This is a genomic window from Oceanobacillus aidingensis, from assembly GCF_042654105.1.
In the GTDB taxonomy this organism is placed as follows: Bacteria; Bacillota; Bacilli; order Bacillales; family Amphibacillaceae; genus Oceanobacillus; species Oceanobacillus oncorhynchi.
The window spans coordinates 1-26,806 of sequence record NZ_JBHSFT010000001.1 but is presented as its reverse complement, the minus strand read 5'-3'; the positions used below and the strand labels follow the sequence as shown (position 1 = coordinate 26,806).

Annotated in this window: 23 protein-coding genes and 1 other annotated feature; of the genes, 13 read left to right on the top strand and 10 right to left on the bottom strand. The window is 39.1% G+C overall.

The window, feature by feature from the left end; all coding sequences use genetic code 11:
* Positions 1–9 precede the first annotated feature (9 nt).
* Positions 10–1,437, bottom strand: a complete 1,428-nt coding sequence (locus ACFO3P_RS00115; RefSeq protein ID WP_212929212.1) for an amidohydrolase family protein — start codon at positions 1,435–1,437, stop codon at positions 10–12.
* A gap of 34 nt (positions 1,438–1,471) precedes the next feature.
* Complete coding sequence (locus tag ACFO3P_RS00110; protein ID WP_193064446.1) at positions 1,472–3,022, bottom strand: Na+/H+ antiporter NhaC family protein; 1,551 nt, start codon at positions 3,020–3,022, stop codon at positions 1,472–1,474.
* A gap of 713 nt (positions 3,023–3,735) precedes the next feature.
* Between ACFO3P_RS00110 and ACFO3P_RS00105 the strand changes: the two genes are divergently transcribed.
* A complete protein-coding gene (locus tag ACFO3P_RS00105) occupies positions 3,736–4,068 on the top strand; it encodes a YflT domain-containing protein (protein WP_289584507.1) in 333 nt (110 codons plus the stop codon).
* 119 nt (positions 4,069–4,187) lie between these two features.
* Here ACFO3P_RS00105 and ACFO3P_RS00100 read toward each other — a convergent pair whose 3' ends face one another.
* Positions 4,188–4,619, bottom strand: a complete 432-nt coding sequence (locus tag ACFO3P_RS00100; RefSeq protein WP_289584506.1) for a pyridoxamine 5'-phosphate oxidase family protein — start codon at positions 4,617–4,619, stop codon at positions 4,188–4,190.
* Positions 4,620–5,146: 527 nt separating this feature from the next.
* On the opposite strand from ACFO3P_RS00100, the gene ACFO3P_RS00095 reads away from it, so the two are divergent.
* From ACFO3P_RS00095 to ACFO3P_RS00060, 8 genes are all read left to right on the top strand, one after another.
* Positions 5,147–6,382: an ROK family transcriptional regulator gene (locus ACFO3P_RS00095; RefSeq protein ID WP_289584505.1), complete on the top strand. Its 1,236-nt coding sequence runs from the start codon at positions 5,147–5,149 to the stop codon at positions 6,380–6,382.
* Between the two features lie 10 nt (positions 6,383–6,392).
* Positions 6,393–7,217: a sugar phosphate isomerase/epimerase family protein gene (locus ACFO3P_RS00090; protein ID WP_289584504.1), complete on the top strand. Its 825-nt coding sequence runs from the start codon at positions 6,393–6,395 to the stop codon at positions 7,215–7,217.
* A 9-nt stretch (positions 7,218–7,226) separates the two neighbouring features.
* The gene (locus ACFO3P_RS00085; protein ID WP_289584503.1) at positions 7,227–8,210 is read left to right on the top strand and encodes a Gfo/Idh/MocA family protein; all 984 of its coding nucleotides are present in this window, start codon (positions 7,227–7,229) and stop codon (positions 8,208–8,210) included.
* Between the two features lie 247 nt (positions 8,211–8,457).
* On the top strand, positions 8,458–9,720 hold the full coding sequence (locus ACFO3P_RS00080) for an ABC transporter substrate-binding protein (protein WP_289584502.1): 1,263 nt from the start codon (positions 8,458–8,460) through the stop codon (positions 9,718–9,720).
* Positions 9,721–9,752: 32 nt separating this feature from the next.
* A complete protein-coding gene (locus ACFO3P_RS00075) occupies positions 9,753–10,673 on the top strand; it encodes a carbohydrate ABC transporter permease (RefSeq protein ID WP_289584501.1) in 921 nt (306 codons plus the stop codon).
* A gap of 14 nt (positions 10,674–10,687) precedes the next feature.
* Complete coding sequence (locus ACFO3P_RS00070; RefSeq protein ID WP_212929197.1) at positions 10,688–11,500, top strand: carbohydrate ABC transporter permease; 813 nt, start codon at positions 10,688–10,690, stop codon at positions 11,498–11,500.
* Between the two features lie 23 nt (positions 11,501–11,523).
* Entirely contained in the window at positions 11,524–12,537 is a 1,014-nt protein-coding gene (locus ACFO3P_RS00065) for a Gfo/Idh/MocA family protein (protein WP_042529007.1), read from the top strand.
* The gene (locus ACFO3P_RS00060; RefSeq protein WP_289584500.1) at positions 12,534–13,511 is read left to right on the top strand and encodes a Gfo/Idh/MocA family protein; all 978 of its coding nucleotides are present in this window, start codon (positions 12,534–12,536) and stop codon (positions 13,509–13,511) included. Before ACFO3P_RS00065 ends, ACFO3P_RS00060 begins: the two co-directional genes overlap by 4 nt.
* Before the next feature lie 100 nt (positions 13,512–13,611).
* Here the strand turns inward: ACFO3P_RS00060 and ACFO3P_RS00055 are convergent, their stop codons facing one another.
* Entirely contained in the window at positions 13,612–14,808 is a 1,197-nt protein-coding gene (locus ACFO3P_RS00055) for a spr1629 family repressor/antitoxin (RefSeq protein ID WP_289584499.1), read from the bottom strand.
* A gap of 24 nt (positions 14,809–14,832) precedes the next feature.
* Positions 14,833–15,576, bottom strand: coding sequence for a spr1630 family ClpXP-sensitive toxin (locus tag ACFO3P_RS00050; RefSeq protein WP_042529014.1), 744 nt, complete (start codon positions 15,574–15,576; stop codon positions 14,833–14,835).
* Between the two features lie 331 nt (positions 15,577–15,907).
* Here ACFO3P_RS00050 and ACFO3P_RS00045 point away from each other — a divergent pair, with 331 nt between their 5' ends.
* Entirely contained in the window at positions 15,908–16,675 is a 768-nt protein-coding gene (locus ACFO3P_RS00045) for a 2OG-Fe dioxygenase family protein (RefSeq protein WP_289584498.1), read from the top strand.
* A gap of 55 nt (positions 16,676–16,730) precedes the next feature.
* On the opposite strand, the gene ACFO3P_RS00040 is transcribed toward ACFO3P_RS00045, so the two are convergent.
* Positions 16,731–17,693 (bottom strand): L-lactate dehydrogenase, encoded by a 963-nt coding sequence (locus ACFO3P_RS00040; RefSeq protein ID WP_289584497.1) that lies wholly within the window; start codon positions 17,691–17,693, stop codon positions 16,731–16,733.
* Between the two features lie 214 nt (positions 17,694–17,907).
* Positions 17,908–18,162 (top strand) — a binding site (T-box leader).
* Between the two features lie 67 nt (positions 18,163–18,229).
* On the opposite strand from ACFO3P_RS00040, the gene ACFO3P_RS00035 reads away from it, so the two are divergent.
* On the top strand, positions 18,230–19,450 hold the full coding sequence (locus ACFO3P_RS00035; protein WP_289584496.1) for an MFS transporter: 1,221 nt from the start codon (positions 18,230–18,232) through the stop codon (positions 19,448–19,450).
* Positions 19,451–19,635: 185 nt separating this feature from the next.
* On the opposite strand, the gene ACFO3P_RS00030 is transcribed toward ACFO3P_RS00035, so the two are convergent.
* From ACFO3P_RS00030 to pfkB, 4 genes are all read right to left on the bottom strand, one after another.
* Complete coding sequence (locus ACFO3P_RS00030; protein WP_042529022.1) at positions 19,636–20,139, bottom strand: hypothetical protein; 504 nt, start codon at positions 20,137–20,139, stop codon at positions 19,636–19,638.
* A gap of 178 nt (positions 20,140–20,317) precedes the next feature.
* Positions 20,318–21,256: a tagatose-bisphosphate aldolase gene (lacD, locus tag ACFO3P_RS00025; RefSeq protein WP_042529025.1), complete on the bottom strand. Its 939-nt coding sequence runs from the start codon at positions 21,254–21,256 to the stop codon at positions 20,318–20,320.
* Positions 21,253–23,145: a fructose-specific PTS transporter subunit EIIC gene (locus ACFO3P_RS00020; protein WP_289584495.1), complete on the bottom strand. Its 1,893-nt coding sequence runs from the start codon at positions 23,143–23,145 to the stop codon at positions 21,253–21,255. Before ACFO3P_RS00020 ends, lacD begins: the two co-directional genes overlap by 4 nt.
* A 17-nt stretch (positions 23,146–23,162) precedes the next feature.
* Positions 23,163–24,083 carry a 1-phosphofructokinase gene (gene pfkB / locus ACFO3P_RS00015; RefSeq protein ID WP_042529030.1) on the bottom strand — a complete coding sequence of 307 codons (921 nt, stop codon included), beginning with the start codon at positions 24,081–24,083 and terminating at the stop codon, positions 23,163–23,165.
* A 129-nt stretch (positions 24,084–24,212) separates the two neighbouring features.
* On the opposite strand from pfkB, the gene ACFO3P_RS00010 reads away from it, so the two are divergent.
* Together ACFO3P_RS00010 and ACFO3P_RS00005 are read left to right on the top strand one after the other, a co-directional pair.
* On the top strand, positions 24,213–24,989 hold the full coding sequence (locus ACFO3P_RS00010) for a MurR/RpiR family transcriptional regulator (RefSeq protein ID WP_042529032.1): 777 nt from the start codon (positions 24,213–24,215) through the stop codon (positions 24,987–24,989).
* A 373-nt stretch (positions 24,990–25,362) separates the two neighbouring features.
* On the top strand, positions 25,363–26,607 hold the full coding sequence (locus ACFO3P_RS00005) for a dicarboxylate/amino acid:cation symporter (protein WP_379541996.1): 1,245 nt from the start codon (positions 25,363–25,365) through the stop codon (positions 26,605–26,607).
* Positions 26,608–26,806: the final 199 nt, after the last annotated feature.

The window sequence follows — 26,806 nt, the reverse complement described above, 5'->3', positions numbered from 1 at the left end:
CTATTTTCACTATAATAATCCATCTCTGACCATTTGTAAGATGTCGCTGTCTGCTTTAAGTATATCTTCTTCTGCGCGGGAGGCGATATTCTCTGCTGTTTGTTGCGCCTTCGAGATTTCCTCTTTTTCATGGATGGTTAAGATTTGTTTATTTTCCATAATTACTTTCCCATCAATGATGGCTGTATCTACTTCGTCTCCTCTTGCGGAATATACCAGGTTTGGAACGATATTACGAATGGGCTTGGTTAGCACAGGATAGAAGGCAGGAGCAGTTAAATCTACTAAGATGATATCTGCTTTTTTCCCGCTGCGCAGACTTCCCACTTCATGATCGATGCCCATGACTTTAGCAGCTTCAATGGTAGCCATCCGAAGTGCTTGTGTGGCATGGAAGGCTTGCGGATTTTTATATTTTACTTTGTTCAATATGGCTGCAAATTTCATTTCGTTGAACATGTTATTGCTGTTGTTTCCTGGTGCTTGATCTGATCCTAAGCAAGCTGTTCCTCCGGCATCTAGAAAATGCTGTACGGGCGGGACCATTCCATCGATGATGCCAATACTTCCAGCACAGTAAATCATACTGGCACCGCTTTTGGCTATAAATGCAGTCTCTTCGTCTGTGGCCTCGGTAAGATGTACCGCAATTAATCGCTCATTTAAGAAATCATGCTCATCCAGAAATTCAATACTTCTTTTTCCATAACGTTTTTCCATCTGATTGATTTCCCGGTCACCCTGGGCTACATGCATGTGCAGCTTGGTGTCTAATTTCTCTGCGTGATTTTTTACTTCCTTCAACAACTCTAAGCTCATCATATCCGGACCATGCGGGCCAAGAATAACCGTAATGCGTCCGTCTTCTGTATCATGGTGTTTCTCATATAATTCAAGGTTTCGATTTAATTTTGTCTCCCCAATAGACGACTCAAATGTATATAATTCTCCTACTGGGAGGTCGCCGATGTTATCCGGGATTTCATTGACCAGCTCAGCGACTCGGGCACGGGCGCCGATTTTTTTATAGTTGTTTACGATGAGGTCCATTCTTCCGTCATAGTCACAAAATGTTGTGGTGCCTGCTTTTATCCCCTCGATAATATTCACCATAGAACCGATAGCACTTTCGTCAGGGCGGAGGTGTTTTTGGAATGGCCACAGGCCCTTCTGCATCCAGTTTGACATATCCTGTGCGACTCCTCTAAAGATAGCAATGCCTGTATGGATATGCGCATCAATAAAGCCTGGCATAATTAACTTGTTTGCAGCATCAATATGTCTTTCAGCTGTATATTCCCGTAAAATTTCCTGTGTTTGTCCGACTGCTTCGATTTTATTATGTTTTATGGCAACTGCTCCGTCCGCAATATAGCCGACTCCTTTTCCTTCCATTGTCATCAGGTGTCCATTGTGAATGATAATATCGACTTTCATGTGAGCAACTCCTTGTACCGTATGATTTTATGCCTTAGGAGGTCTTCTCTAAGGAAACTTTCAAATTCTCTTTCTTCGCTTTCCGATTTAAGAAATATAGAATGGATAATAATACTGCTGCCGTAATAACCATGCTTACAATGGCATTTTGTGTTAATCCTGCAGAAAGAAAACCGGTTGCAGCTGAGATTCCAATAATAATAGCATATGGTAACTGGGTTTTTACATGTTCAATATGGTCTGCCGCAGCTCCTGTTGAAGCCATGATAGTTGTATCTGATATGGGAGAGCAATGATCTCCCATTAGTCCGCCGCTTATAACCGCACCAATAGCTATTGGCAAACTGATGTCTATCGCAGCAGCCATTGGCAGGGCAATTGGCATCATAATAGAGAATACTCCCCAAGAACTTCCGGTAGCGAAAGCAATGAAAGCTCCAACCAGAAAGATAATTGCCGGGACGATAAAGGATGGCAGGTAGCTGCCGGTAATATGAGCGATATATTCTCCTAATCCCATCGTAGTGGCTATGGAACCAATCGACCAAGCCATAATAAGAATTAATGTTACAATCATTAATTTTAAAAGGCCATTGGTGAAATCTTCAAATAAATTCACTAAGGATTTGCCGTAACGCAGTCTTGCATAGATAATGCCGCCAGCAGAACCGCAAATAAATCCGCTAATGATACCAAGTACAATATCTGCATTTAAAAAGGCGCCTCTAAACCCATTTTCTCCAATATTGCCTGTCCAGAAAATAACTGAAAATATGGTTCCCAGCAACAGTATCATCGGAATCAAAAAGCTGAATATATCTGCATCGTTCCTTTTATTCCCCTTTTCTGTTCCTTCGTCTTCATCCATCATCAATTTATCATGATCTCCATACAATTTCCCGGTTGTTATTGCTTTTTTCTCTGCTTGATACATGGGGCCGATATCTAAATTTAAGTTAATGACGAACAGCACGCCAATCATCGCAAAAACGCCATATAAATTAAAAGGAATCATCTGTATGAACATCCCCCATGGATTATCGCTCAAGCTTAGTGCAGCTAATTGTGTGGCGATTAATCCTGTAATAAAAGGTCCGTAACTGCTGATGGGAGACATGGCGGCCATCGGGCTTCCCATGGAATCGAGTATGTATGCCAGCTTTACTCTCGAAATTTTTATTTTATCGGTAATGGGCCGGGTGACTGCTCCAAGAATTAGGACTGGTTCTGTATAAGAGAAGAGAAAAGAACTTCCCCAAACAAAATTTTGAGCCTTCCTTCTGGTATTGATTTTTTTCGTAGCAGCTTCGGCAAACGCCTGCGCAGCTCCGGTCGTGCGAAGGATATTAACAAATCCTCCTGTCGTTGTAACTAGCAGTAACAGGCTAGCATTCCATGGATCTGCGATAGAGGGAATCATGGTGTCTGTAATGGTATATGTAAAACCCACAAGCGGATTCCAACTATTGATGATGGTTGCTCCAAGCCAGACACCGATAAATAAAGATATAATCGTTTGCTTTGTTATGATGGCAATAATAATTGCGAGTATCGGAGGTAACAGCGATAAAAAACCATATTCCATATGTTCCATCTCCTTTTTGTTTATTAGCGCTTTCAATTGAGTGGTGAAACAAGCAACTGCCAGAGAGTTCAGCCAATATAACATGAAAAATGTTTGGCGTAAGCGCTTTATTTGTGCGATTGGCTGTTTGTAGAGAACGGATGTGGTTTTCCATTTTCTATAATAGTTTATAACCTTTATCTATCAGCACAAAACCTTGCGTTTGAATCAGCTTTGACCATGATTCTTTCGATTCGGCGAATCAAGAGAGTTATTTGATATGGATAGGTATGGAAGAATAATATAATCACTTCAACCAGATTTTAATCAAAAGTAAGCATTTCATTTATGTGCCTGCTGATAATCTTTCTTCATTCTCCGTTCCCCAAAGCGTATATTTTATAATTATATAGGAGGCGTAATTGATTGTATAGTGTTTATTTTTTGAATATTTATTAATTATTTTAGGTAAATCATATTTTAATTGAAACAGTGAACGCAATGTGATAGTCAATGGGAGCGACTAAACATTCAGTTGAAGGGCAGAGAGGCAAGTTTTTAAATAACATAGTAAAAAGTATTTCAAGAGCATTGCAGCTGATTAAAAACCTTTGCTGAAGCGGAAAATGTCACTAGAAATGATGTAGGCTTTAAATTTTTTTCAAAAAAAATGATTAGTTTTATGTGAGTCGGGAAGACATCTAATGTAGCATTTTATAGGAGGTAGTTAAGATATGACATTCGTAAAATCTTATACAAACGATGAAATGTTAGAAAAAGATGTGAACAAGCTAAAGGATAATAACATCAGCTCCAATAATATTTTCATCCTCTCTCACGATGATGATCGCACTGCACGCATTGTAAATAATACGGAAGCATCCGGTATTGATTACAATAAGCAGGATATCGGAGGAGATTTTGAAAAACCAGGTGATGAGTTAAGAGAAAAACTCCGTGAACTGGGAGTTGCTGATGCAGATGCCCATGAATATGAAGAAGATATGGATGAAGGAAAAGTCTTTTTAATTGTAAAAGATGACGCAGCAGAAAGTATTGTGGGTTAACTGTAAATCAAAATAAACGAAGCAGTTAAGCAGAAATCCGGACCAATCCTAATCTCTATGGAGAGAAGGAGGGTCCGGATTTCGGTGTGTTTAAAAGGAGATTTTCTATGTGATATTTCTTAAATATCTTCCATGTTAATGACTTCAGGCGTATCAAAGTTATCACTATTCATGATTTTAATTTGTTCAGGAATCAGTTTGAGAACAGTTAAATCAGGGTCATTTTTAGAGTCAAAGTACACTTTATCCTGCGTTTCCCATAACCAGTCAATGGTTTCTTGGTCGTTAATAACTTCAACCTTGGCTTTGATTTCTAAGAAGCTTTTATTTTTTGTTTCTTCGTATCCCAGCAAAATATGGGCTTGCGGGTTGCTTTCCACTTCTTCTACTTTTGGGGAATCCTCATCTGTTTTGGTGTATAATACCGCTTCATCATGGTAAAAAACCATATATCGGCTGTTTGGCACATGATTATGGGAAGTGGATAGAACGCCGACCTTTGAAATATCTAAGATCTTTTGAATTTCTTTTGTTACTTTTGCTTTAGTCATGTTGTCACCTCATCTTGTTATTATCGACATCGATTTAATCATAAACGTATGTACATAGCTTCTCCGTTTTTTGCATAATTATTTCCTTTTTTCTTGAATTTGCACAAAACTATAGATTAATTTTGAAGGCGTTTAGAAAGGGAATGTAGATAGAAGAAAGGATAGTAATTGGTTAGGGTTAGTGAATAAAGTAGTTATTCTAATATGATTACTATTGTATTTGTTGAGTGGAAGTAAGAAAGGCGAGAAAACACTGATTATCGCTACGGGGAGCATATTGGTGGAAGTTTTAATCCCTTAAACTAATCAATTAAAAAATTCTAAAATTTAATTGACAACGCTTACAATTAAATGCTATAGTTTCTATACTTAATAATTCCATTGGAAAAAGTAATGTTTGTTCATATATTTAAAGTGAATTTATTCTTAAGGGTTTTTAAAACAATAGCATTTAGCTTAGATGAATTTTGGGGGAATTCAAATTTATAAAAGTGATTATTTCAATATAGATAGGAATGTGAATAACTATGAAGAGGACTGGAGACCTGAAGCTGATACAAGAATTAAATCGTTCTATCATCTTAGAAACAATTCGAAAATATGGCTCTATATCGAGAAGTGAAATTGCTAAAAAGAACGAGCTCAGCCCTACCACTGTCACATCTGCTGTAGCTGAGCTCATCAATGAAGGCTATGTAGTAGAAGGTGGCACGGGAACGTCCAGTGGTGGGAGAAAGCCGATTCTTTTGAACTTTTCACCAGATAACCACTATTTAATCGGTGTATCTATTTCTTATTCTAAAATAACAATTGCGGATATGAATTTGGAAGCAAAGATAAATATGAAAAAGGTATATCCTACTAACGGTTATACAGGTACTGCTTTAATAAATTATCTGCTTCAATTATTGGAGGATTTCCACGCTGTACAGCAGGACGATAGACAATGTATTGGTATTTCGCTGATTATTCAAGGAATTGTTGATTCTAAAAAAGGTGTAGTCCATTATAATCCAGTTTTGTTATTAGAGGATGTTTACCTGCGGGATTCGGTTGAAGCGCATTTTAATCTGCCAACTTGGCTTGATAATGATACAAATGCATACGTTTTAGCTGAGAAGAATTTTGGTCATTTTCAAGAGGTGGAGAATCTCATTTATATAACGATTGGCGAAGGTGTTGGTTCCGGCGTTATTGTAAACAACATGCTATCCCGCGGTGAAAGTGGAGGAGCTGGTGAATTTGGCCATACCAGTATTGATTATCAGGGAGAGCTTTGCAGCTGTGGAAATAAAGGATGCATCGAAAATTATATAAGCTGGCCAGCTACATCGAAGAAAATAATGAAAGAGATTGAGGCAGGAAAAGAAACTATTTTAACAACTTATTTAACAAGTGACAAGCTGTTTATTACCCCGTCTGAATTTGTTGAGGCAGTGAACACTGGAGATAATTTGGCTGTTGCAATTAATGATGAAATTGCTGAGTACCTATCAGCTGGAGTAGTTAATTTAGTTCACCTCTTTAATCCAGAAGTAATTATATTAGGTGGAGATGTTACCAACCAAAATCAAATACTGATAGACGCTGTACAGCAAAAAATCAAAGACAAAACGTTAAAAACACTTTATCAAGATGTGGATATTACCACATCATCATTAGGAAAAGAATTTGAAATGGTTGGCGCTGCTTCTGTTTTACTTCAAGATAAATTTCAATTTAAGCTTACGCATGACAAGCGTGGATTAAAAACAAATTTGTAGGAGGAATCGTATGTTAAAGGGTATTAATCAATGGTGTTATCCGGAAGGGACTAGTTTGGAGAAAGTACTGGAATATAGCAAAGAAGCTGGTTTTGAAACAGTTGAATTAAATGTGAATCCCTCAGGTGGAATTGGTTTAACGGTGGACTCAAGTGCAGATGATGCGAAAAAAATTAAAAGTATCATAGAAGCTTATGATCTGGAAATTAAAAGTATATCTACAGCATTATTATGGCAGTTTCCGTTATCTTCACCAGATGAGGCTGTCAGAGCACGGGGTAGAGCCATCGTTGAAAAGCAAATTGAATTAGCAGCTGCAATGGATGTGGATACAGTACTTGTTGTACCAGGCATTGTATCTGAGGAAGTTACTTATGATCAATGCTATCAACGAAGTCAAAAGGAGCTTCGGAAAGTGTTGCCGCTGGCAGAAAAGCACCAGGTACATATAGGGATTGAAAATGTGTGGAATAAATTTTTACTTTCTCCGCTAGAGATGTCCCGTTATGTGGATGAATTAGATTCTGAATATGCTGGCGTATATTTTGATATAGGAAATGTTCTTCAGTTTGGTTATCCAGAGCAGTGGATACGAATCTTAGGCAGCCGCATCTGTAAAGTTCATGTCAAAGATTTCAACACAAGCGTGGGAAATATTACAGGATTTGTTCCGTTATTAGCTGGAGATGTTAACTGGCAGGCAATTAGCAAAGCATTAAAAGAATTAGGTTATAAGGGTCCGCTTACCGCAGAATTATCTCCATATAAGCTGGATACGAAAGCATTAGCAGTCGATACTGCTAAACACATTGAATTAATTATTGATGCAGGTTGATAGGAGGAGATGAAAATAAAAAAATTAAAAGCAGGGTTTATTGGAATGGGAGGAGTTGCAGCTACTCATTTAAAGATTTTGAAAAAGCACAAAAGCGTAGATATTGTTTCGGTCTGCGATATTGCCGAAGTAAATGCAGTCAGGGCAGCTGAAGGAATAGGAGCAAGAGCTTATACGGATGCAGATGATATGTTAGAAAAAGAAACGTTGGATGTTGTTTTCCTTTGTGTTCCACCATTTGCCCATAAAGACTTGGAGCAAAAAATAGTTAGAAAAGGAATTCATTTAATGGTTGAAAAACCTGTCGGGCTAAATATGGAAGAGGTATACGCGAAAGAGGAGATTATTCGGAAATCAGGTGTTATTTGTGCCACAGGTTATTGCTTACGATACTTGGATACTGTACAGAAGGCCAAAGAATATTTAACAGGTAAAGAAATAGCTATGGTACGCGGGCATTACCTATCTTCTTTTGTGGAAACTCCCTGGTACCGTACGATGTCAAAGTCAGGAGGACAATTGGTAGAGCAGGCTACGCATATCGTGGACCTTATTCGTTACTTAAACGGAGATTTTAAGAAGGTTTATGCCAATATGGCATTAAGAGTATCAGAGGATATTGAGAATATTGATATTCCAGACGTAAGCTCCGTCAATTTTACATTTGAAAATGGTGCTATTGGACATTTAGACTGTTCCTTCACTCAAAAGGATCATCGTATGGGCGTAGAATTACTAGGGAAGAATTTTCGCGTAATGATTGATGGAACAAAGCTTACTATCTTTGAAGAGGAGAACGTAATCACCTATAGTTCAGAAGTTGATTTCTATGAAGAACAAGATAATGCGTTTATTGAAGCGATTTTGACTGGAAGGACAGAAAACATTCTATCAGATTATACGAATGGCTTGAAAACTTTAGAGGCAACTCTGGCGGCTAATGAATCTCAAAAAACAGACAATGTAATTCCAATCACTAAAACAGGAAGCTGAATAAGTAATTCTGTTTTATCGAAGTGATAATCAATAGAGGCTGTCACCATGTTAAAAGATTTTGAAAGAGTGATTTAAAAGGTTATAAACGTATTTTGAAAGCGCTTCACAAAAGCGTGTGAATTTGCTATGAAGGAGGACATTCATTTTTTTCTGTCGAAGGCTGTGATTTGAAAATGCTGTCAAGCAAGTTGTGGCTCATTATATTCCTGGCAAAACATTATTAAACCCTTTTGGAGGAGATAGAATGGGGAAAAGAGTATGCACCATATTTCTAATGATTACATTAGTCGGTATCTTAACAGGTTGTGGAAATGATACAGAAGGCGGCAGTAAAAAAACGCTGGAAGTAGCCTTGTGGGATGAAAACATAAGCGGTGCAGTGGATGCCTCTATTGAAGAATTTAATAAGGAGCATCCAGATGTTGAGGTGAACGTAACCTATACACCTTATGCCAACTATTTCACGAAATTACGAACCAGTATAGGGGGAGGGAGCGGACCAGATGTCTTTTGGATGAATGGACCTAATTTTTCTGAATATGCCTCTTATGGGCTAATCAAAGATTTGGAGCCATTTATTGAAGAAGATAGTGATTTTTCCAAGGATGCCTATTTCGATTCTATGATAGATTTATATTCTCATGAAGATCACTTATACGCTGCACCATATTTCTCGGATATTGTAGGTTTGTTTTATAATAAAAGACTATTTGATGAGGCTGGTCTGGAATATCCGGATGAAACCTGGACATGGGAGGATATTGAAGAAAAGGGAGATATCTTGGCTGATCAGGAGGAGGGAGTTTATGGATATACAGCCTATGTTGTAAGTAACCAGGCTGGCTATTATAACTTAATTCCACAGGCTGGCGGCTACATGATTGATGAAGACAAGACCCATTCAGGATTTAATTCACCAGAAGCGCAAGAAGCACTTACTTTTACACAGGATTTGATAGATAAGGGGATTTCACCATCTGTCCAGACACAAATTGAAAACCATCCCCGCGATATGTTTATGTCAGGAATGATAGCAATGCATCCTGAAATCTCTGTGAACGCGGAGATGTTTTACAGTGAGCTTGGGGATGATTTAGGAGTAGCTCCATTACCGGCAGGAAAGGAAGAGGGATCTATTGCACATGGGATTGGCTGGGCTATGAATGGGGACACCGAGCAAGAAGAGTTGGCTTGGGATTTAATCAAGCATTTGACTGGCGAAAAAGGGAATCAGTTTATTGCTGAATCAGGCTTTAGTATCCCTGCGCAGGAATCCATGAGTGATTTATGGGTAGATTCCATGCCTGAATTGGATTTACAGGTATTTATCGACGCACAGGAAGTTTCGTTTCCCTACCCTGTCTCCCAAAACACAATACAGTGGCAGGATATTGAGCAGGCAGAAATTCAAGGAGCATTTTTGGGCTATAAATCAATGAAGGAAGCTTTGGACAATGTTGCCAGAGAGATGGATATCATCTTGGAATCAGAACAGATAAATGAATAAAAATCTTTCTGTAAGAAGGGAGTTTCTAATGAATGAGTGATTCAAACGTGCTTACTAAACCGAAAAGAAGCAGGCGTAAGCGTAAGGAAGCGATGTGGGCTTATCTATTTATCGCTCCTGTTGTACTAGGGCTCTTCCTATTTTATTTGATGCCGGCTCTTGCTTCTTTTGGCTTGTCTTTCACTAGCTGGAATGGGATTAACCCTCCCGAGTTTATTGGTTTGGACAACCTGATAAGGCTGGTTCAAACAGATTCTTTTATCAGAAGCATGGTTAACACACTCGTATTTACGCTGGTTTCCGTGCCGTTAGCGGTGATGCTGGCCACGGGGATTGCCATATTGCTGAATCAAAAAATTAAAGGAATGATCGTCTATAGAACCCTTTATTTTCTGCCGGTGGTGACGATGCCCGTTGCTGTTGGAATGGTTTGGAAATGGTTATATAACACAGATTATGGTTTGCTTAATTATATATTAGGCTTACTCCATTTACCGCAGCCTGCATGGCTGTTCAATCCTAATATTGCGTTAATATCGGTTATTGTTGTGTATGTTTGGATGACAGTAGGAAACAACATTATTTTAATCCTGGCAGGTTTGCAGGGGATTTCAGAAACCTATTATGAAGCTGCGGAAATGGATGGTGCATCAAAATTAAAACAATTATTTACGATCACCATTCCTCTGTTAACACCGACCTTGTTTTTCGTATTTATCACTGGAATAATCAGCTCTTTACAAGTGTTTGATTTGATATTCATCATGATCGGCGACAGCCATGTCTTATTGGAGCCATTGCGTACACTTGTATATGGTGTTTATGAGTCAGGATTTGAGTATTCGCAAATGGGCTATGCTTCTGCACAAGCATTCCTGCTGTTTTTAATGATATTAGTCATCACTATTTTCCAGTTTGCGTTTCAAAAGAAATGGGTGCATTATGACGGATAATAAGGAGGAAGCGTATGAATAAAAAGTGGTTGATTCATTTGGTGCTGATTATTGGTGCAGTGGTCATGGTTACGCCATTTCTTTGGATGGTGTTAACTTCTCTAAAATCATTTGGAGAAGCAATGCAAGTGCCGATTACCATTTTTCCTGAAGAGTGGCTAGTAGAGAATTACCTTGACGTTTTTGCAAGTATCGATATGATGAGATATTACTTTAATACGCTGATGGTCACCTTAGGAAGAACATTGGGACAGTTAATTTTGTGCTCATTGGCTGCATTTGCCTTTGCAAGAATGGATTTTCCGGGAAAAAATGTCATATTTATTGTAGTCCTATCTGTTTTGATGGTGCCAATGCAAATTATTCTAATTCCAAACTACGGAATTTTAACGTCTCTGGGCTGGATTGACACCTTCTATGCTTTGATTGTTCCTGGTATGTTCAGCGCATTCGGCGTCTTCCTGTTAAGGCAATTTTTCTTAGGAATACCGAAAGAGCTGGATGAGGCGGCAACGATTGATGGGTGTTCCTTTTTTGGAATCTATTGGCGCATTATTTTGCCGAACGCGACACCAGGATTAATTGCATTAGGTATATTTACGGTCCTCGCTTCTTGGAATGATTTTCTTTGGCCTTTAGTTATGACGAATTCAGAAGAAACGAGAATGCTGTCAGTAGGTATTGCAGCATTTCAGGGGCAATATTCGACGGATTATCCATTGCTGATGGCGAGTGCTGTACTGTCTACTATTCCGATGCTGATTATGTTTGTTCTTTTACAGAAACATCTAGTTTCAGGAATTGCTTTACAAGGCGTTAGAAGATAATTAATAGAAAGAGGTGCACAAAAATGAATATTTTAGTTTTAGGTGCAGGGACAATGGGAAATGCCCACGCTGCTGCTTATACAGAAATGAAAGATGTAACATTATGTGGAATTGTTGATGTGAATTTTGAAAAGGCTGCTCAATTGGCTGACAAGTGTGGGACTAAAGCGTTTTCTTCTTATGAAGAAGCGAAGCAGCAGATTGTAGATATTGATGTCATATCTGTTTGTTTGCCTACCCCTTTACACAAAGAGACAGTCTTGCAAGCGGCGAGAGATAAATTTCACGTTATTTGCGAGAAGCCTTTGGCCCGCCATCTGGCTGATGCCAGAGAGATGATCGATTTCTGTGAACAGCAGGGAGTTCGCTTATTCGTAGGCCATGTGGTACGCTTTTTCCCAGAATATGTCCAGGCAAAAGAAGTAGTCGATTCACAAAAAATAGGCCAGCCGGTAATTGCAAGAACAACGAGAGGAGGAGCATTTCCAAATGCCTCCAATGATTGGTATGCAAACTTTATTAAAAGCGGCGGTTTGATTTTAGACACAGTTATTCATGATTTTGATTTTTTAAGATGGTGCTTTGGAGAAGTAGAGCGTGTATATGCAAAAACAAGCAGAGGAAGAGCGGCTGGAAAATTAGAATATTCCTTAATCACACTTCGGTTTGAGAACGGGGTGATTGCTCATGTGGAAGGCACCTGGGCACATCAGAACTTCCATACGAAGTTAGAAATTGCCGGAAAGGAAGGGATTATTCAACATGATAGTACTTCAGCCAGCCCTGTTGTAGTAGAGAAAAGCGCATCAGTTGATGAGGTTGTAGGGGTAGCGGTTCCATCCAGCCCAACGCAGCATAGTCCATATTATCTTGAAATAGAGCATTTTATTTCTTGTATTAAAGAAGGAAAGGAAGCGAGAGTGACCGCAGAAGACGCCTATAAAGCGCTAGAGATTTCATTAGCTGCTTTACAATCGATTGAGTCGGGAGAGCCGGTTTATCTTAAACAATATTCCAGTTTGGAGGGAGTAAAATGAAGGTAGGTATTATTAGTTTTGCTCATGGACATGCGTATAGCTATGCAAATGCTTTAAACAATTTGCCGGAGATAGAGTTATATGGTATTGCTGATGAAGAGGAAGTGAGAGGGAAAGACGCAGCAGAACAGTTTAATACCAAATACTTTTCGGATTATCATGACTTATTAAAGGAACCGATTGATGCTGTAATTATTACATCAGAGAATCAAAAACATTTTGAACACGTCAAAGCTGCAGCGAATCATAATAAGCATGTACTATGCGAAAAACCTTTGTCTTCTAATGTGAAGGATGCGGAAGAAATGATTAAGATTTGCCGGGAAAAAGGCGTGATTTTACAAACTGCATTCCCGGTAAGGTTTAATAAACCAGTGCAAAATGCGAAACAAACGATAGACACGGGTGATTTAGGTAATATTATTGCTGTTAAAGGTACAAATAGAGGAACTAATCCTGGAGGATGGTTTGTGCAGAAAGAGAAATCTGGCGGAGGGGCAGTTATCGACCATACTGTTCATGTAGTTGACCTTATTCGTTGGTTTACCAACGCAGAAGTAACAGAGGTATATGCTGAAATAGATGATAAACTATCCGATGGGGAGATAGATGATACTGGGCTGTTAACCATGGAATTTGATAACGGTATGTTTGCGACATTGGATTGCAGCTGGTCTCGTAATAAGGATTATCCAACTTGGGGAGACGTTACCTTAGAAATAATAGGGACGAAAGGAACGCTCTCTGTGGATGCTTTTGCCCAGAAGCTGGATGTATATAGTTCAGACGGCGTTAAATGGAATTTCTGGGGAGATGATATGGATGAGAGATTGATTGCTAATTTTATCCAAGCTGTCAAGGAAAACAAAGATCCATTTATTACAGGAGAAGATGGATTAAGAGCTTTGGAAGTAGCTATGGCTGCCTACCACTCATCCGCTAGAAAAGTCGCAGTAATGCTAAGTGAATTATGATTTTAATGCTGGCAAGACCTCACACATTCATTTTGTATGAGGTCTTGTTTCACTTTAAGGAACTATAGAGAATTTCAGAAATTATAGACCTTATCAAGGATTATCTTGTATGCGACGTAATCTCAGCAACATCAGCCAATTCAAAATCCTGCTTCTTCTGCAAGTACTGACTAAAAAAGCTTTCTTCCATCCCTGTTAGCTGGTAAAAGAAACCTATTTCAGCCATCCAATCGATATCCATCATACGCTGTATATCAATGATACTGTTCTTCACAGCGTAATCCATAATGGATTTGATTTTCTGGGGTTTTTGGATAGGCAGTTCCTCATCCAGCGGTTCTTGCTTTAAATAACCTTTTCGATGAAGCGCGGCATAGAAGTTACGATGTTTTTTTGCATCTAGAAAGCCTAAATTCAATGCCTGATATCCTAAAACTTGAATAGATACAAGCCATTTCTTCTTTAAATCGATATAAGCATCTGGGTTTGTTGGTCTAGCAATTGTCTGGAATTCTCCTTGCATTACATGTTCAGGAAGCAGAAAGGCTCCTGCAAATTGGTTGGCTTCATTCTCTATCGCCTTATACTCTGTACGATCTAAGTTTGTAAACTCTACACGATAATGAAGTAATAAATGACCAAGTTCATGAGCAATATCAAAATTACGACGAGCAGCAGAACGTTTTAAATTTCCCAAAATAATAAAAGGCCTATCCTGTTTCGTCCATAAGCTATAGGCATCAATTTCTTTACCGATGGCTTTTTCAAAAATAAAAACACCACTTTTTTCAATTAGGAACATCAGGTTGTTGTTCGTCATCTCATCAAGCCCTAGTTTTTTGCGTGCCAGATTAGCTGCTGCAGTTATTTGTTCTTGTCTACTCTCCGTTGCAGTATTTAAATCGTGAATAATCTCGTTTCTTAGCTTAATGATTTTCTGGGTTGGATAAGAAATCTTATTGGATAAATAGTCTACGAATTGATCAAGAAACTCCATATGTTTTGCTTCGGTTTGTGTTTTGGACATCAGATTGATTTCTTTTGACCGATAAGCAATATTCATCATGTTGATATTTGGCTGGTTATTCGCGTTTTGGAGTACATCCGTTTTATAAAAATATTTACTTTTCACGTGAAATATATTCTTTAAGTCATTAACTATCTGCATTTTTGGTGACGTATAATTATTTTCGTATTGCCACACTGCCTGCTCCGTTATACCTAACATATCAGAGAGCTGTTTGCGTGAATATCCATGCATCATACGTAAATTGGTTAGATTTTCACCCTGAAACATCTATTGCCCTCCTTGTCGTAAAAATTATTCTTGATCCTCTTCTAAGATGCCAATATCAAATGCTGCCGGGTCAATTATATCATTATCCTGTTCCGGGGCAATGATGTCTCTTTCTTCATCCGTTAATTCAGCTCCTGAGATATATTGCGAAAGGTCTTCTATGAGATAAGCCCTGTTATCGTTAGGGTTTGGAAGATAGTGCATTATCTCAGATATTTGATAAGCTTCATCAATTTTATAAGTAAGAATATGAAATTCATTATAAGATGTTTGTAAGTGGGTCAACTCATCCTTTGCTTGGGTATCGGGTATAAATAAAGAAAGTTGTTCACTCATTTCATTTGAATAGTACGTAGTCTTAGATGTATCCGCAAAATCGAGATGCTTATTTATTTTTGAAAGCTCATGAAGGTAAGTTCTCTGTGGTTTTTTATGATTGATGTTCCCTGGAAGTACCGCTTGAGAAAAACGATCTTTATTAAAATAGGCTGCATTTTTAATTAAGAAGAGTTTTTTTGTATCCCCATGAATGAATTGTAAATAATCCCAGGTCAAACCTGCTTTAGCACGTCTATATGATAAGTGAAGGCTCCCACTATTTTCAGCAAGTTTGCTTTCTATAAAGTTTCCTTTTGTCCAAGCGAAAGCAGAGCTGATTTTCATATTGCGATGTCGTTCTTTCCGGTGGTCGACATAATCTCGGTAACCTTCTACAATAGCTTCTACAATAAATAGACTGTCATTTGAATCAAATTTATGCTGCTCCATTAAATCACCCCTAAGACATAATTTTAAATAACATCTAACTCTATAATAATAGAGTAATTAAAATAAATCTATGATAAAACGAATATTTTTTAAAGTAAATATGAAAATATATTTATACTTTGAAGGATGATTAAGATACTTGGTTTTTAATTCTTTTTATTGTGTAAAGGTGCTAATAGTCCTTTTATGAATTCGACGCTTTCTTTTTGTGCCACCATACATAAACCTACATACCCCTTACTCCATTTGTCTTTTCAACCCAAATCATCTAAAATAATAACTTGGATTCCATTTTTTAAGCAAACCGATGAAGATAAAAGGAGTAATATAGATGAGCAATTTAAAAAAGAATGGCTATGCGCGGTATGATTTAATGCAGCAATTAGACTATGAAGGAATAGAAGCAGATTACCAAGCTTTATTGGATTATTTCGAGGATCTGCCTATCGATGAATATGCAAAAGACTTAAATCGTTATAGAAGATATTCACGCGCTTTGGTATTGCCAACTTCTGGTCAGATTGAATGGCTGCCAACGCTGACGAAGGATGGGGAGGAATACGCTGCGTACTTCCAAGGGAAATTTAATCCGGAATATCCGGGTTCCTATCGGGAATTCCCTTGTATAGATAAGGAAATACAGAATAATAAGCTATTGGAAAAAATTATTCTGTTTGATTATCATGAAACGTTTTGGAAGGAAGAAGACCGGATTATGCCGATTCATGCCGGCGTACATTTTGTAAAGCTGTACGTACAAAATGATACGGATAAGGCTGTTTCTTCCCCGAACTGCTTTCATCAGGACGGAGAACCATTTACCTTTGCCCATTTAATTAAAAGAGAAAATGTCAAAGGCGGTACGAACGCTATTGGTATTCCTAAAGCGGCAGGAGAAACGTTTGATACAGTCAATCAGGATGATGTGATAGAGATTTTTGAGATTACCAAGCCTTTGGAATCTTATGGTGTGGAGGATTCGGCAGTTTCGCATTATGTCAGCCCGATTGAAAAAGGGGACGCGGAAGAAGCTGGAGTACGTTCTGTTATTTTAATTGATTATCAGCAAACTGTTGTTGCTGATGTAGATGATGAGTAAATAAAAAACGTAATGTGAGGCGGGAAAACCTTTCTCACATTACGTTTTTTAAACTTTATATGCGCTTAATCGCAGGCTCATAAATAGATTTCAACGTTTGAACACTATGAGCAAATTTTTCCTGTTCTTCTTCATTCATTGGCACTTCAATAATTTCACGGATGCCAGAACGGTTAATGATAGATGGAACACCGATGCATACGTCTTCTGCACCATATTGACCTTGTAAATAACTGCTTGTTGTCAACACGATATTTTCGTTTCTTAGAATGGCTTCGGTAATTCGTGCTAAGCTCATGGCAATACCATAGAAGGTAGCGCCTTTTTTCTCAATAATGTGATAAGCTGCATCCCGAACCTCTACAAAAATCTGGTCAAGGTCTTCTGCGTTATAATCGTCATGATTATCTAAATACGTTTGCAGGGGAACAGGACCAATGGTTACTCTGCTCCAAAGCGGGAGCTCTGTATCCCCGTGTTCACCGACAATATAGGCATGAACTGCTTTCGGAGAAATATCGAAATACTCTCCAAGCTTATAACGAAGACGGGAAGAGTCTAAGGTTGTTCCGCTTCCGACAACACGGTGAGCAGGGAAACCGCTGAATTCAATAACTGCTTGCGTTAAGACATCTACAGGATTGGTTGCAATGAGGAAAATACCGTCGAAGCCGCTCTCCATCACATCATCCACAACCCCTTTAAATATCTTCATGTTTTTTTCAACGAGGTCTAAGCGTGTTTCACCCGGTTTTTGGTTTGCTCCTGCACAAATACAAACAATATCTGCATCTTTACAGTCTTGATATTCTCCCAGCCAAACATTGGTTGGAGATGGGGCGAACGCTTTCCCGTGGTTGAGATCCCACACATCTCCAAGCGCTTTATCTGCGAATAAATCAATAATAGCTAATTCCTCTGTAATACCCTGGTTTATAAGTGAAAATGCATAACTGACACCGACAGACCCGGCTCCAATCAATACAACGCGATTTACTTTTCCATGATTTGCTGTCATTTTTAACACATCCTTTAAAGTAGTATACGAATCATTCTATACTTAAACAGTGAGCCATTACACAATTTAAGTCAATAGTTTTATAATATTTCGGAAATAGAAGTTTGAAACGAAACTTCGTTCAGTCGGAGTTTTTGTTCTTCTCTGTGATAAAATAACACTTGTCATTTTTATGGAACCATGTATAATATTTCTAAACTCGAGATACATCCTATCAAAAGCGTTGAAGAGAAGAGTAAATATAAGGGAAGCATAACAGAGAACTCCGGAAGCTGAAAAGGAGGATGCGGAACTATATTGAAGCAAGCCTCGTAGCTGCACATTGGATTGTTATATGATGATGTGCCGGTGCTCCCGTTATCGAGAAAAGCAATGATTTGCTGTTGCTTATGGAGGTTTCTGCAGCGATGCAGAAACAGAATGAGGTGGCACCACGATCTTCTGTGATATAAGAAGTCCCGTCCTCAAAGTTGAGATAACTTTGAGGGCGCGGGCTTTTTTTATTTTATAAAAAAGCTTAAAAAAGGAGAGATGGAATGGAAGGGACTTGGGAAAGGTGGAAAAACACCTCATTATTGTTAACGGGAATTGGTGTATCTAATCTGGGAGCATGGATATACCTGATTGCATTAAATTTAATTGTTTTGGAAATGACGGGCTCTCCGCTTGCGGTTTCTGTGTTATATATTTTGATACCGTTGGCAGCAATGTTCACCAATTTTTGGGCCGGTACCATGATTGACCGTTGGAATCAAAAGAACATGATAATCGGATTAGATGTATTTCGGGCAGGCCTTATAGGTATACTTCCTTTTTTAGATTCCTTATTGCTCATCTATGTGTTGGTATTTGGAATTAATGTAGCCAGTGCGGTGTTTGAGCCGGCCTCTATTGTCTACATGACCAAATTGGTTCCAAAAGGAGACCGTCAGCGGTTCAATGCCCTTCGTAACTTTATTAATTCCTGCGGGTTTATTTTAGGACCGTCGATTGCAGGGGCATTGTTTATGGTCGGCAGTCCTTCCTTTGCTATATTTATAAATGCTGCTGCATTATGTATTTCTGCCATGATAATCCTTTTCCTTCCCAATTTGCATGAACAGGGAAAAATAAGTGATAGAATCGATATCCATTCTGTCATCCAGGATTGGAAGAAGATTCTTGCATATAGCGGCAATCATAAATATATTACCTTGATTTATATTCTGTTTGGGGGCGTAACAGTTTTTATGACAGGGCTGGACTCGTTAGAGGCAGCTTTTGCAATAGAGGTGCTATTGTTGGATGAAAGCACCTATGGCTTTTTAGTTAGTATTGCGGGCGCAGGGATTATAGCTGGTTCTTTGATAAATGCAATGTTTGCGAAGTACTTAAAAATTAATATGCTGATGGGGCTAGGGGTAATAGGTACGCCCGCTGGTTATTTGTTTTTTGCTTTCTCAACAGATTTTACAACAGCAGCAATCGGTTTCTTCCTGCTGACATTTGCGCTTTCTTTTGCCAACACGGGCTTCCTGACCTTTTATCAAAATAATATTCCTGTAGAGATTATGGGGCGTTTTTCAACGATTTTTGGACTAATCGAAGCGGCATGTATTATATTGTTGACATTAATTATTGGAATAGCAGCTGAAATGATGGACATTAGATTGGTTTATATCGTGGGTTCGTTCTTGTTTTTAGGTCTGGGTCTATTCTCCAATATGCTGGTGCAAGGAAAGAAGAAAAGAAAATATTATCAATTAAATGAAGGGTAATATATTTGTTTTTTCTGCAAGTAATGGTGTACGAGGTAATTAAAATAACATTATAATTACCTCGTACAAAGAGGGGAAACCTGTATAAACATATCATTATTTGCTTATGCAGGGACCTTCATTCGATATATTCAATAAGACTGGTCACAGAAAAGAAGACATCGATTATGCCGCAGCCGAGCAAACTAGCCTTCGTCTTCTTCAAAGAAAGCGTGAAAATAGGCATAAACAGCATTTTCCGTATCCAATACTTTGTATAGCCTTCCTTCCTGATCTGACGGAACAACCCGTATGTATTCATTGGAGAGGTATAGATAGAGCGTATCTCCATCAGACAGGTTCATTTCTGCGGTATATTCCGGGCTGTCGCTTGTAATCCGTCCGCCCTGATAAATATGGACATCTTCAATCAGCATTCGGGTGATATCATTTGATTGATCCAATACAATTTCTTTCTCATTCTCTGATTGTACAGGCTCATCGCTATCTAAGTGACTGGAGTCTGATTTTGTAAGACGAATCGAATCAACATGTCTCCGTTCCCCTTCCGTGGTCAGAACTTCTGTTAAAACAACGGGCAGATTTGTTGGCAGGGAAGTAAAGGATATTTTAAAGAAGAAAATAAGTGCAAGCAGGATAATGATGATAACAGCAAGGATGCTGCTGATAATAATGTATTTTTTAGGCATGGATTCCGCTCCTTATAATAGGAAGTTCAAAAATCAAAATGATCCGTTTAACACGTGCGATAATATCGTTCCATCGTTAGTAGCATGCAACAAACTGAATAATAACATACTATCAATAAGAAGCAGAAAGGATATGACGAAAAAACCCAGTGTGCACACTGAGCTTTTTCTACCTTTGTTAGGAAATAGATGTAGCTGTTTCTTGAACCACTTTATCCAGTTCCTGAATATTTTTAATGCCTTCTGTCTGCAGCCATTTCGCAGCAGCTTCTCCATCCACGTTTTTGAATTCAGATGTTGCGCCGCTCCAAGTTGCTCTGCCGCATAGAACACCGTTAAAGGCAGATTCCGCTTCTTTGGCAAAACGCAATGTTTCCTGGAATAATTCCGGTGTAACGCCTGCACTTAAAAAGATGAATGGCAGGCTGGTCGCTTCAGACTGTTCTTTGAAAACAGCTTTTGCTTCCGCTTGGGTTTGAGCTGTATCTCCTTCTGCATAGCCTTCCACAAAGTTCATATTGACAGGAACCTCTACTTTTAACACATCCACGTTAAATCTTGACTCGCTATAGCGTTTCATTGCTTCAATCACTTTTTTCGGTTTTACTTTAGCAAATTCCAATCCCTTTTCATTGCCAATCGAATCATCATAGGTAAGAATTTCTAAGAAAAATGGAATCTCCTCTGCGACACATTCACTGCCGACGCGTTCTACAAAAGCTTCTTTAGCTTCATTGATTTCTTTACTTTCATCTACATCCACATAGATCAATAATTTAATTGCGTCAGCGCCTGCAGCTTTCAGGTTTTTGACAGAGCAATTCGGAATTAAATCCGGAAAACGTCCAGGCTCTTGTTTGTCGTAGCCTGTTTGTTCATAAGCCAATATTAATCCGCAATTTTCATCTCTTTTCCTTGCTGCTGCTAATCCATATTCAGGGTCAAGCAGGATAGAAGAAGCGTAAGGAGTCAGTTCTTCAGAAACAATCTGTTTGAAGGCTGAAATCTGCTCGCCGGAAATATCCTCGCCCATCATTCTTCTTAGTGCACCACGCTGGTCAATAGCAAGTGCAGAAATAATCCCCTGATCATTTATGAGTTTTTTTAAATTTTTCATTTTTTAACGCCTCCAAGTAATAATTCTTTTATCTCCGCTTCGGATTGAGAAGCTTTTAGCTGGTTAATAAAATCTTGATTCATCAGTTTTCTGGAAAGAGCCGATAAGATATCTAAATGTTCGTTGCTGCTTCCATCTGGTACGAGAATACTGATAACAAAGTCTGTTGGTTTTCCGTCCATTGCAGGCCAATCAATGCCTTCTGTCAATTGAACGACCATTAATTTTGCTTGTTGGATTACTTCACTTTTCACATGAGGAATAGCGATTCCGTTTTCCATACCTGTCGAGCCTTCTGCTTCTCTTTTTTGCAGACCGCTTGCTACTTTTTCTGCATCTGTTGCAATATTTAATGCTGCAGCTTTATCTGCTATAAACGCCAGAACCTCCTCTTTTGAGTGAAGCTTTTGCTGCAGATGAATTTGGTTTGTTTCTAAAAGCTCCCCCTGTTCACGTGGCGCAGGTGTTTCTTGTTGTACTGGCGCAGCCGCTTGCTCAGGATTGCTTTTTCGTTGATGTCTTTTTTGTTCTAATGCCATTAAGAATCCGGAAATCAGCGCACCAATCAGAATTGCCAAGACCCATAAGAAGGCATGAGTGACCACAGGCAGAACGATAAATCCGCCATGCGGTGCAGGGACTTCTACTTTAAACATATACGTCAGCATGGCAGCGATAGAAGAACCTACCATGATAATTGGGATAATGGTAAACGGACGTTTTGCTGCAAAAGGTATCGCGCCTTCTGTAATATGCGTTGAACCTAATAGAAAGTTGACATAGCCGGCACTTGCTTCTGCCTGGTTATAGCTGCGTCTCGCAAATAATACCGAGAATCCGGTTGCGAGCGGCGGAACGATACACGCCGCAGAAACACCTGCCATAAATAAGAAATTACCTTGTGCCAGAAGTGCTGTACCTGTTACATAGGCCGCTTTGTTGACGGGGCCGCCCATATCAAATGCACTCATAATACCTACAATCAACCCTAATAAGATCGGGTTAGAATCCTGGAAACTGCTTAGGAAGTCCATCATTCCCTGGTTGATTGCTTCCATCGGAACAGACAGATACCACATCGCAAATCCGCCGATAAAGATACCGAGAACCGGAATTAAAAAAATAGCTTTTAAACCATCTAATGATTTTGGCAGGTTCTTTAGTGCTTTCATAAGCAGTAAAACAAGGCCTCCAGCTAAGAAGCCGCCAACAATTCCTCCTAAAAATCCGGTGCCGTTTGTATCAGCAATCATACCGACAATAAAACCAATAATAAGGCCGGGTCGATTACCAATGGATTGTGCAATATAAGCACTTAAAACAGGAACCATCAATCCCATTGCTAATCCGCCGATGGTATTCATTTGTTCGGCAATAACATTATATTGAGACGATTCAGGGTCAGCTGAATAAATTCCAAACATAAAGGAAACAGCAATCATCACCCCGCCGGCAACAACTAAAGGAAGCATATGGCTGACACCATTCATCAGATGTACATAAAGCTGATGCCATATGCTGGCTGATTCTTGATTGCTGTCGTCATTCGATTGCGCCGCTTCACCCGAACCTTTATAGGCTACATTCCCTGATATAGCTCTATCTATTAATTCCTCAGGGTTTTTAATACCTTTTGAAACGGAAACATTGATTACTTTTTTGCCATGAAAACGGTCGATATCCACGTTTTTATCTGCAGCAATAATAATGACTTCTGCGTCTTTGATTTCTTGAGCAGTAAACTGATTTTCTGTTCCTCTTTGTCCATGTGTTTCGACTTTGATGGAAACGCCTTTTTCTGCTGCTGTTTTTTCAAGTGCTTCTGCAGCCATAAACGTATGCGCAATTCCTGTTGGACAGCCAGTAACGCCTAAAAAACGATATGTCATGATGTTCATCCTTTCTTTTAAATGGTTACTACTTGTACTTTTAAGTTTTGCATCAATTGATCGACATCCTCAAAATCGGTTAATCCAGAGCGGAAAGCCGTTGAAGAACCTGCCGCTACAGCTTTTTTCAATGCTGCTTCGGGGGAACTGGTCTGTAAGGTGCTGTAAAAGGTAGCCAGCATCGTATCGCCAGAGCAGGCGGTATTCACGACCTCCCCTTTTGGTGCTGGACAGTAGAGCATTGTGTCTTTATTAACAAAGTAAGCACCTTCGCCTCCCAGAGAAACTAATATATTTTGACAGCCTTGATCTACTAATTTTTGAGCTGCTCTCAATATTGCTTGTTCTGAGTCGAGTTCCTCCTCTGGAAACAAGGCCTGCAGCTCTTCGTCATTCGGTTTGATCAAGTAAGGCCGGTAGTGAACTAATTCACTTAAGATCGGATGACTTATATCTAAAATCAATCGAAATCCAATATCAGAAGCATGCTTTGCGATGGAAACCAGAATGGATGGATTTACGCCCTTCGGCAGGCTGCCTGACACAAATAACACGTCATCCTTTGTAAATCCGGCAATTTTAGTTATTAATTCATCAATTTTTACATCTGTAATTTCCGGACCGCCATTAACAATTTTGTACTCACCCTGATTGGATTTTACAAATGCATTAATTCTTGTGACACCATCAACTTCCGTAAAATCAGTGTCGATATTCATTTGGTTTAGTTCATCCTGAATATAATGCCCGCTGAATCCTGCTATATAACCGATAGCTGTCGAGGGGACGCCAAGCTTTTTTAAAATAATGGATATATTGACTCCTTTGCCATTTGGCTGGAATTCATCGTATATGCTTCGGTTCACCTTATCCGGAAGAAAATCTTCCATTTCGATGAACATGTCAATCGCTGTATTTAACGTGCATGTATAAATCATGGTTCACCATCCTTCCTTACTTAAAGTATGACACGTCATGAAATGAAAATGTTTGCATTATATGTGGTATAGTTAGAAAATAGATGAAAAAGATTTCAAAAGGATATTCGAAAAGGGCGGGTGTTAAGCGTGAATTTCCAACAGCGGATTCAGCATTATTACAATGAATTAAGCAGCAGTGACAAGCATTTATTGGATTATATTGAATCACATCATGCGACAATGGGGGAGATTTCCATCACCCAGTTAAGTGAGAAAGCAAATGTTTCCACATCCACGATTGTCCGATGCATGAAAAAACTCCACTACCGGGGGTTTACAGATTTTAAATTTCAATTTGTTTCTGAGAAGTCACAGCAATTCCCGGGAGCATTGGAGAAAATAAAAAATATTGATTCTCAAATCCAATCTGCTATTTTCAAGAATCAGGAGGAAGTAACGAATACCATTAATTATCTGGATTCCTCCATTATCGAAGATGCTTTAGTTGCAGTGAAATATAGTAAAAAAATTACGATATTTGCCAGAGGCTTCTCGGAGCATATCTCCAATGAGATGGCGGTGAAACTGCAGCTGCTGGAAAAGCATTGTGAAGAGCATACCGACCCGAATATTATTCGTATTAAATCAAAAAAGTTTACGCGTGATGATTTAGTTATCTTTGTATCGCTAAATGGGGAAACAGAAGAATTAGTAGAAGCGGCACAATTTTGCAAGCGAAATAATGTAAAAACGATTTTGCTGACGACAAATAAGGAAAGCAGTCTGTTTCAGTTATGTGATATTAATTTGCTGGGCTATAAGTCGAAGCAGAGCTTTTTCCCGGACTATGAGGTGCGTTCGCGTCTGCCGCTGCAGGTGCTGGCCCGGATATTTCTGGATGCTTATGTGATTCGGTTTAAGTAGTTTTTTGGGGGGGAACTGGAGTAGTAACAATCCAGTATAAGCTGAATAATTTAAAAAACTCGTGAATCAGATTGGTTAATGTTTTATATTAATAAAAACCATTGGAGAGCAGATAAGCATTTTCTAAATGTTAATGATTAGAACCGGAATATATGACAAAAGATATTCATAAAATGTAGAAACACTCGTCATCTAGAGTGGGGCTACATTTTTTTGGTTATATGGAAACAAATTTTAATACTTTATGTAGTTATTAGTTGAACCTGGCAGCGACCGTTTCAGGTGATAGGCTTTAAATGGAATCATTTAGCTTTTTATTTTATGATAGCGCTTTCTTTTTTGTGGAGTTCAATTTGATTAGAGAGGGTGTCTGATGATGAAAGCTAACAACCTAACCAGAAATATACTTATCGCATTAGTAGCTGGTGCCGTGGCCGGGATGGCTCTGACATTTGCTCCTGAAAGTTTTTTTGGTCCTTTGGACAGATATGTGCTGGACCCGGTTGGTCAAATATTTATTAATCTCATTATGATGCTGGTTGTCCCGTTGGTATTTGTGTCCATTGTTTTGGGGACGGCAGGTCTTGGCGAGCCGGCAAAATTGGGGAGAATCGGTGTTTTTACGATTACTTTCTTTTTAACAACTACGGCGATTGCCATCAGTATCGGTTTAGCATTAGCTTACCTGGTAAAGCCAGGGAGAACGGGTATATTTGAAACATCTAACCTGGGTGACTTTACACCGAGCGAGGCACCGCCGATTATGGAAACATTAGTTAGTATCATTCCGGCTAATCCGATAGCGGCTATGTCTGCTGGGGAGATGCTGCAAATTATTGCCTTTGCCGTGTTTATCGGGGTGGCCTTAGCTTATTTAAATGAAAAGACAAAAGGTATTTTTAACTTATTTGAACAAGCAAACGATATTTTAGGCTGGCTTGTTATGCTGGTAATGCGATTTGCTCCATATGGTGCTTTTGCGCTTATTGCATCAGCAATTGGCGGTGCCGGCCTGGATGCAGTTGATTCCATGTTAAGTTATATGTTAACCGTTATTGCAGGGCTGCTTCTACATGCGTTGCTTATTTACTCTCTGGCTATCTGGTTCTTGGGGCGAAGGAATCCAATTACATTCTATAAAGGCTTCTTTCCTGCGATGACAGTAGCATTTAGCACAGCCAGTTCCAATGCAACGCTTCCTGTATCGTTGAAAGCTGCACAAGAAAATCTTGGTGTAAAAAAAGAAATCAGCAGCTTTGTCCAGCCGCTGGGAGCAACCATTAATATGGATGGTACGGCAATTATGCAGGCTGTTGCGACCGTATTTATTGCCCAGGTATATGATTTGCCGCTTACGATGGTTGATCTATTAATGGTCGTGCTTGTTGCTACCTTAGCAAGTGTCGGTACGGCTGGTGTGCCGGGAGTTGGTTTGATCATGCTGGCCATGGTGCTGAATCAGGTCGGTCTGCCTGTGGAGGGTATCGCATTAATTATTGGTATCGACCGTATTCTTGATATGCTGCGAACATCTCTTAATATCTCTGGAGATGCGGCATGTGCGTATATTTTATCTGAACGGGAAAAGCGGAGAGAGAACAAGCAAGTGAAGGGCTAGGAATATAGAATAAAACCTTCTTCACTTATCTGTATCTTCTCAGGAATTGTTTTAAGAAGAAGTATTGTGGAAAAACAGCGTACTCCCAATAGAGTGAACTGTGCCCCGTCAAGTAGACAGTAAAAAAACAAAAACTCTATGCAACAGCCTGGTCCCGATATTCCAACGGTGTCAGGCTGTTTAATTTCTCCTGGTAACG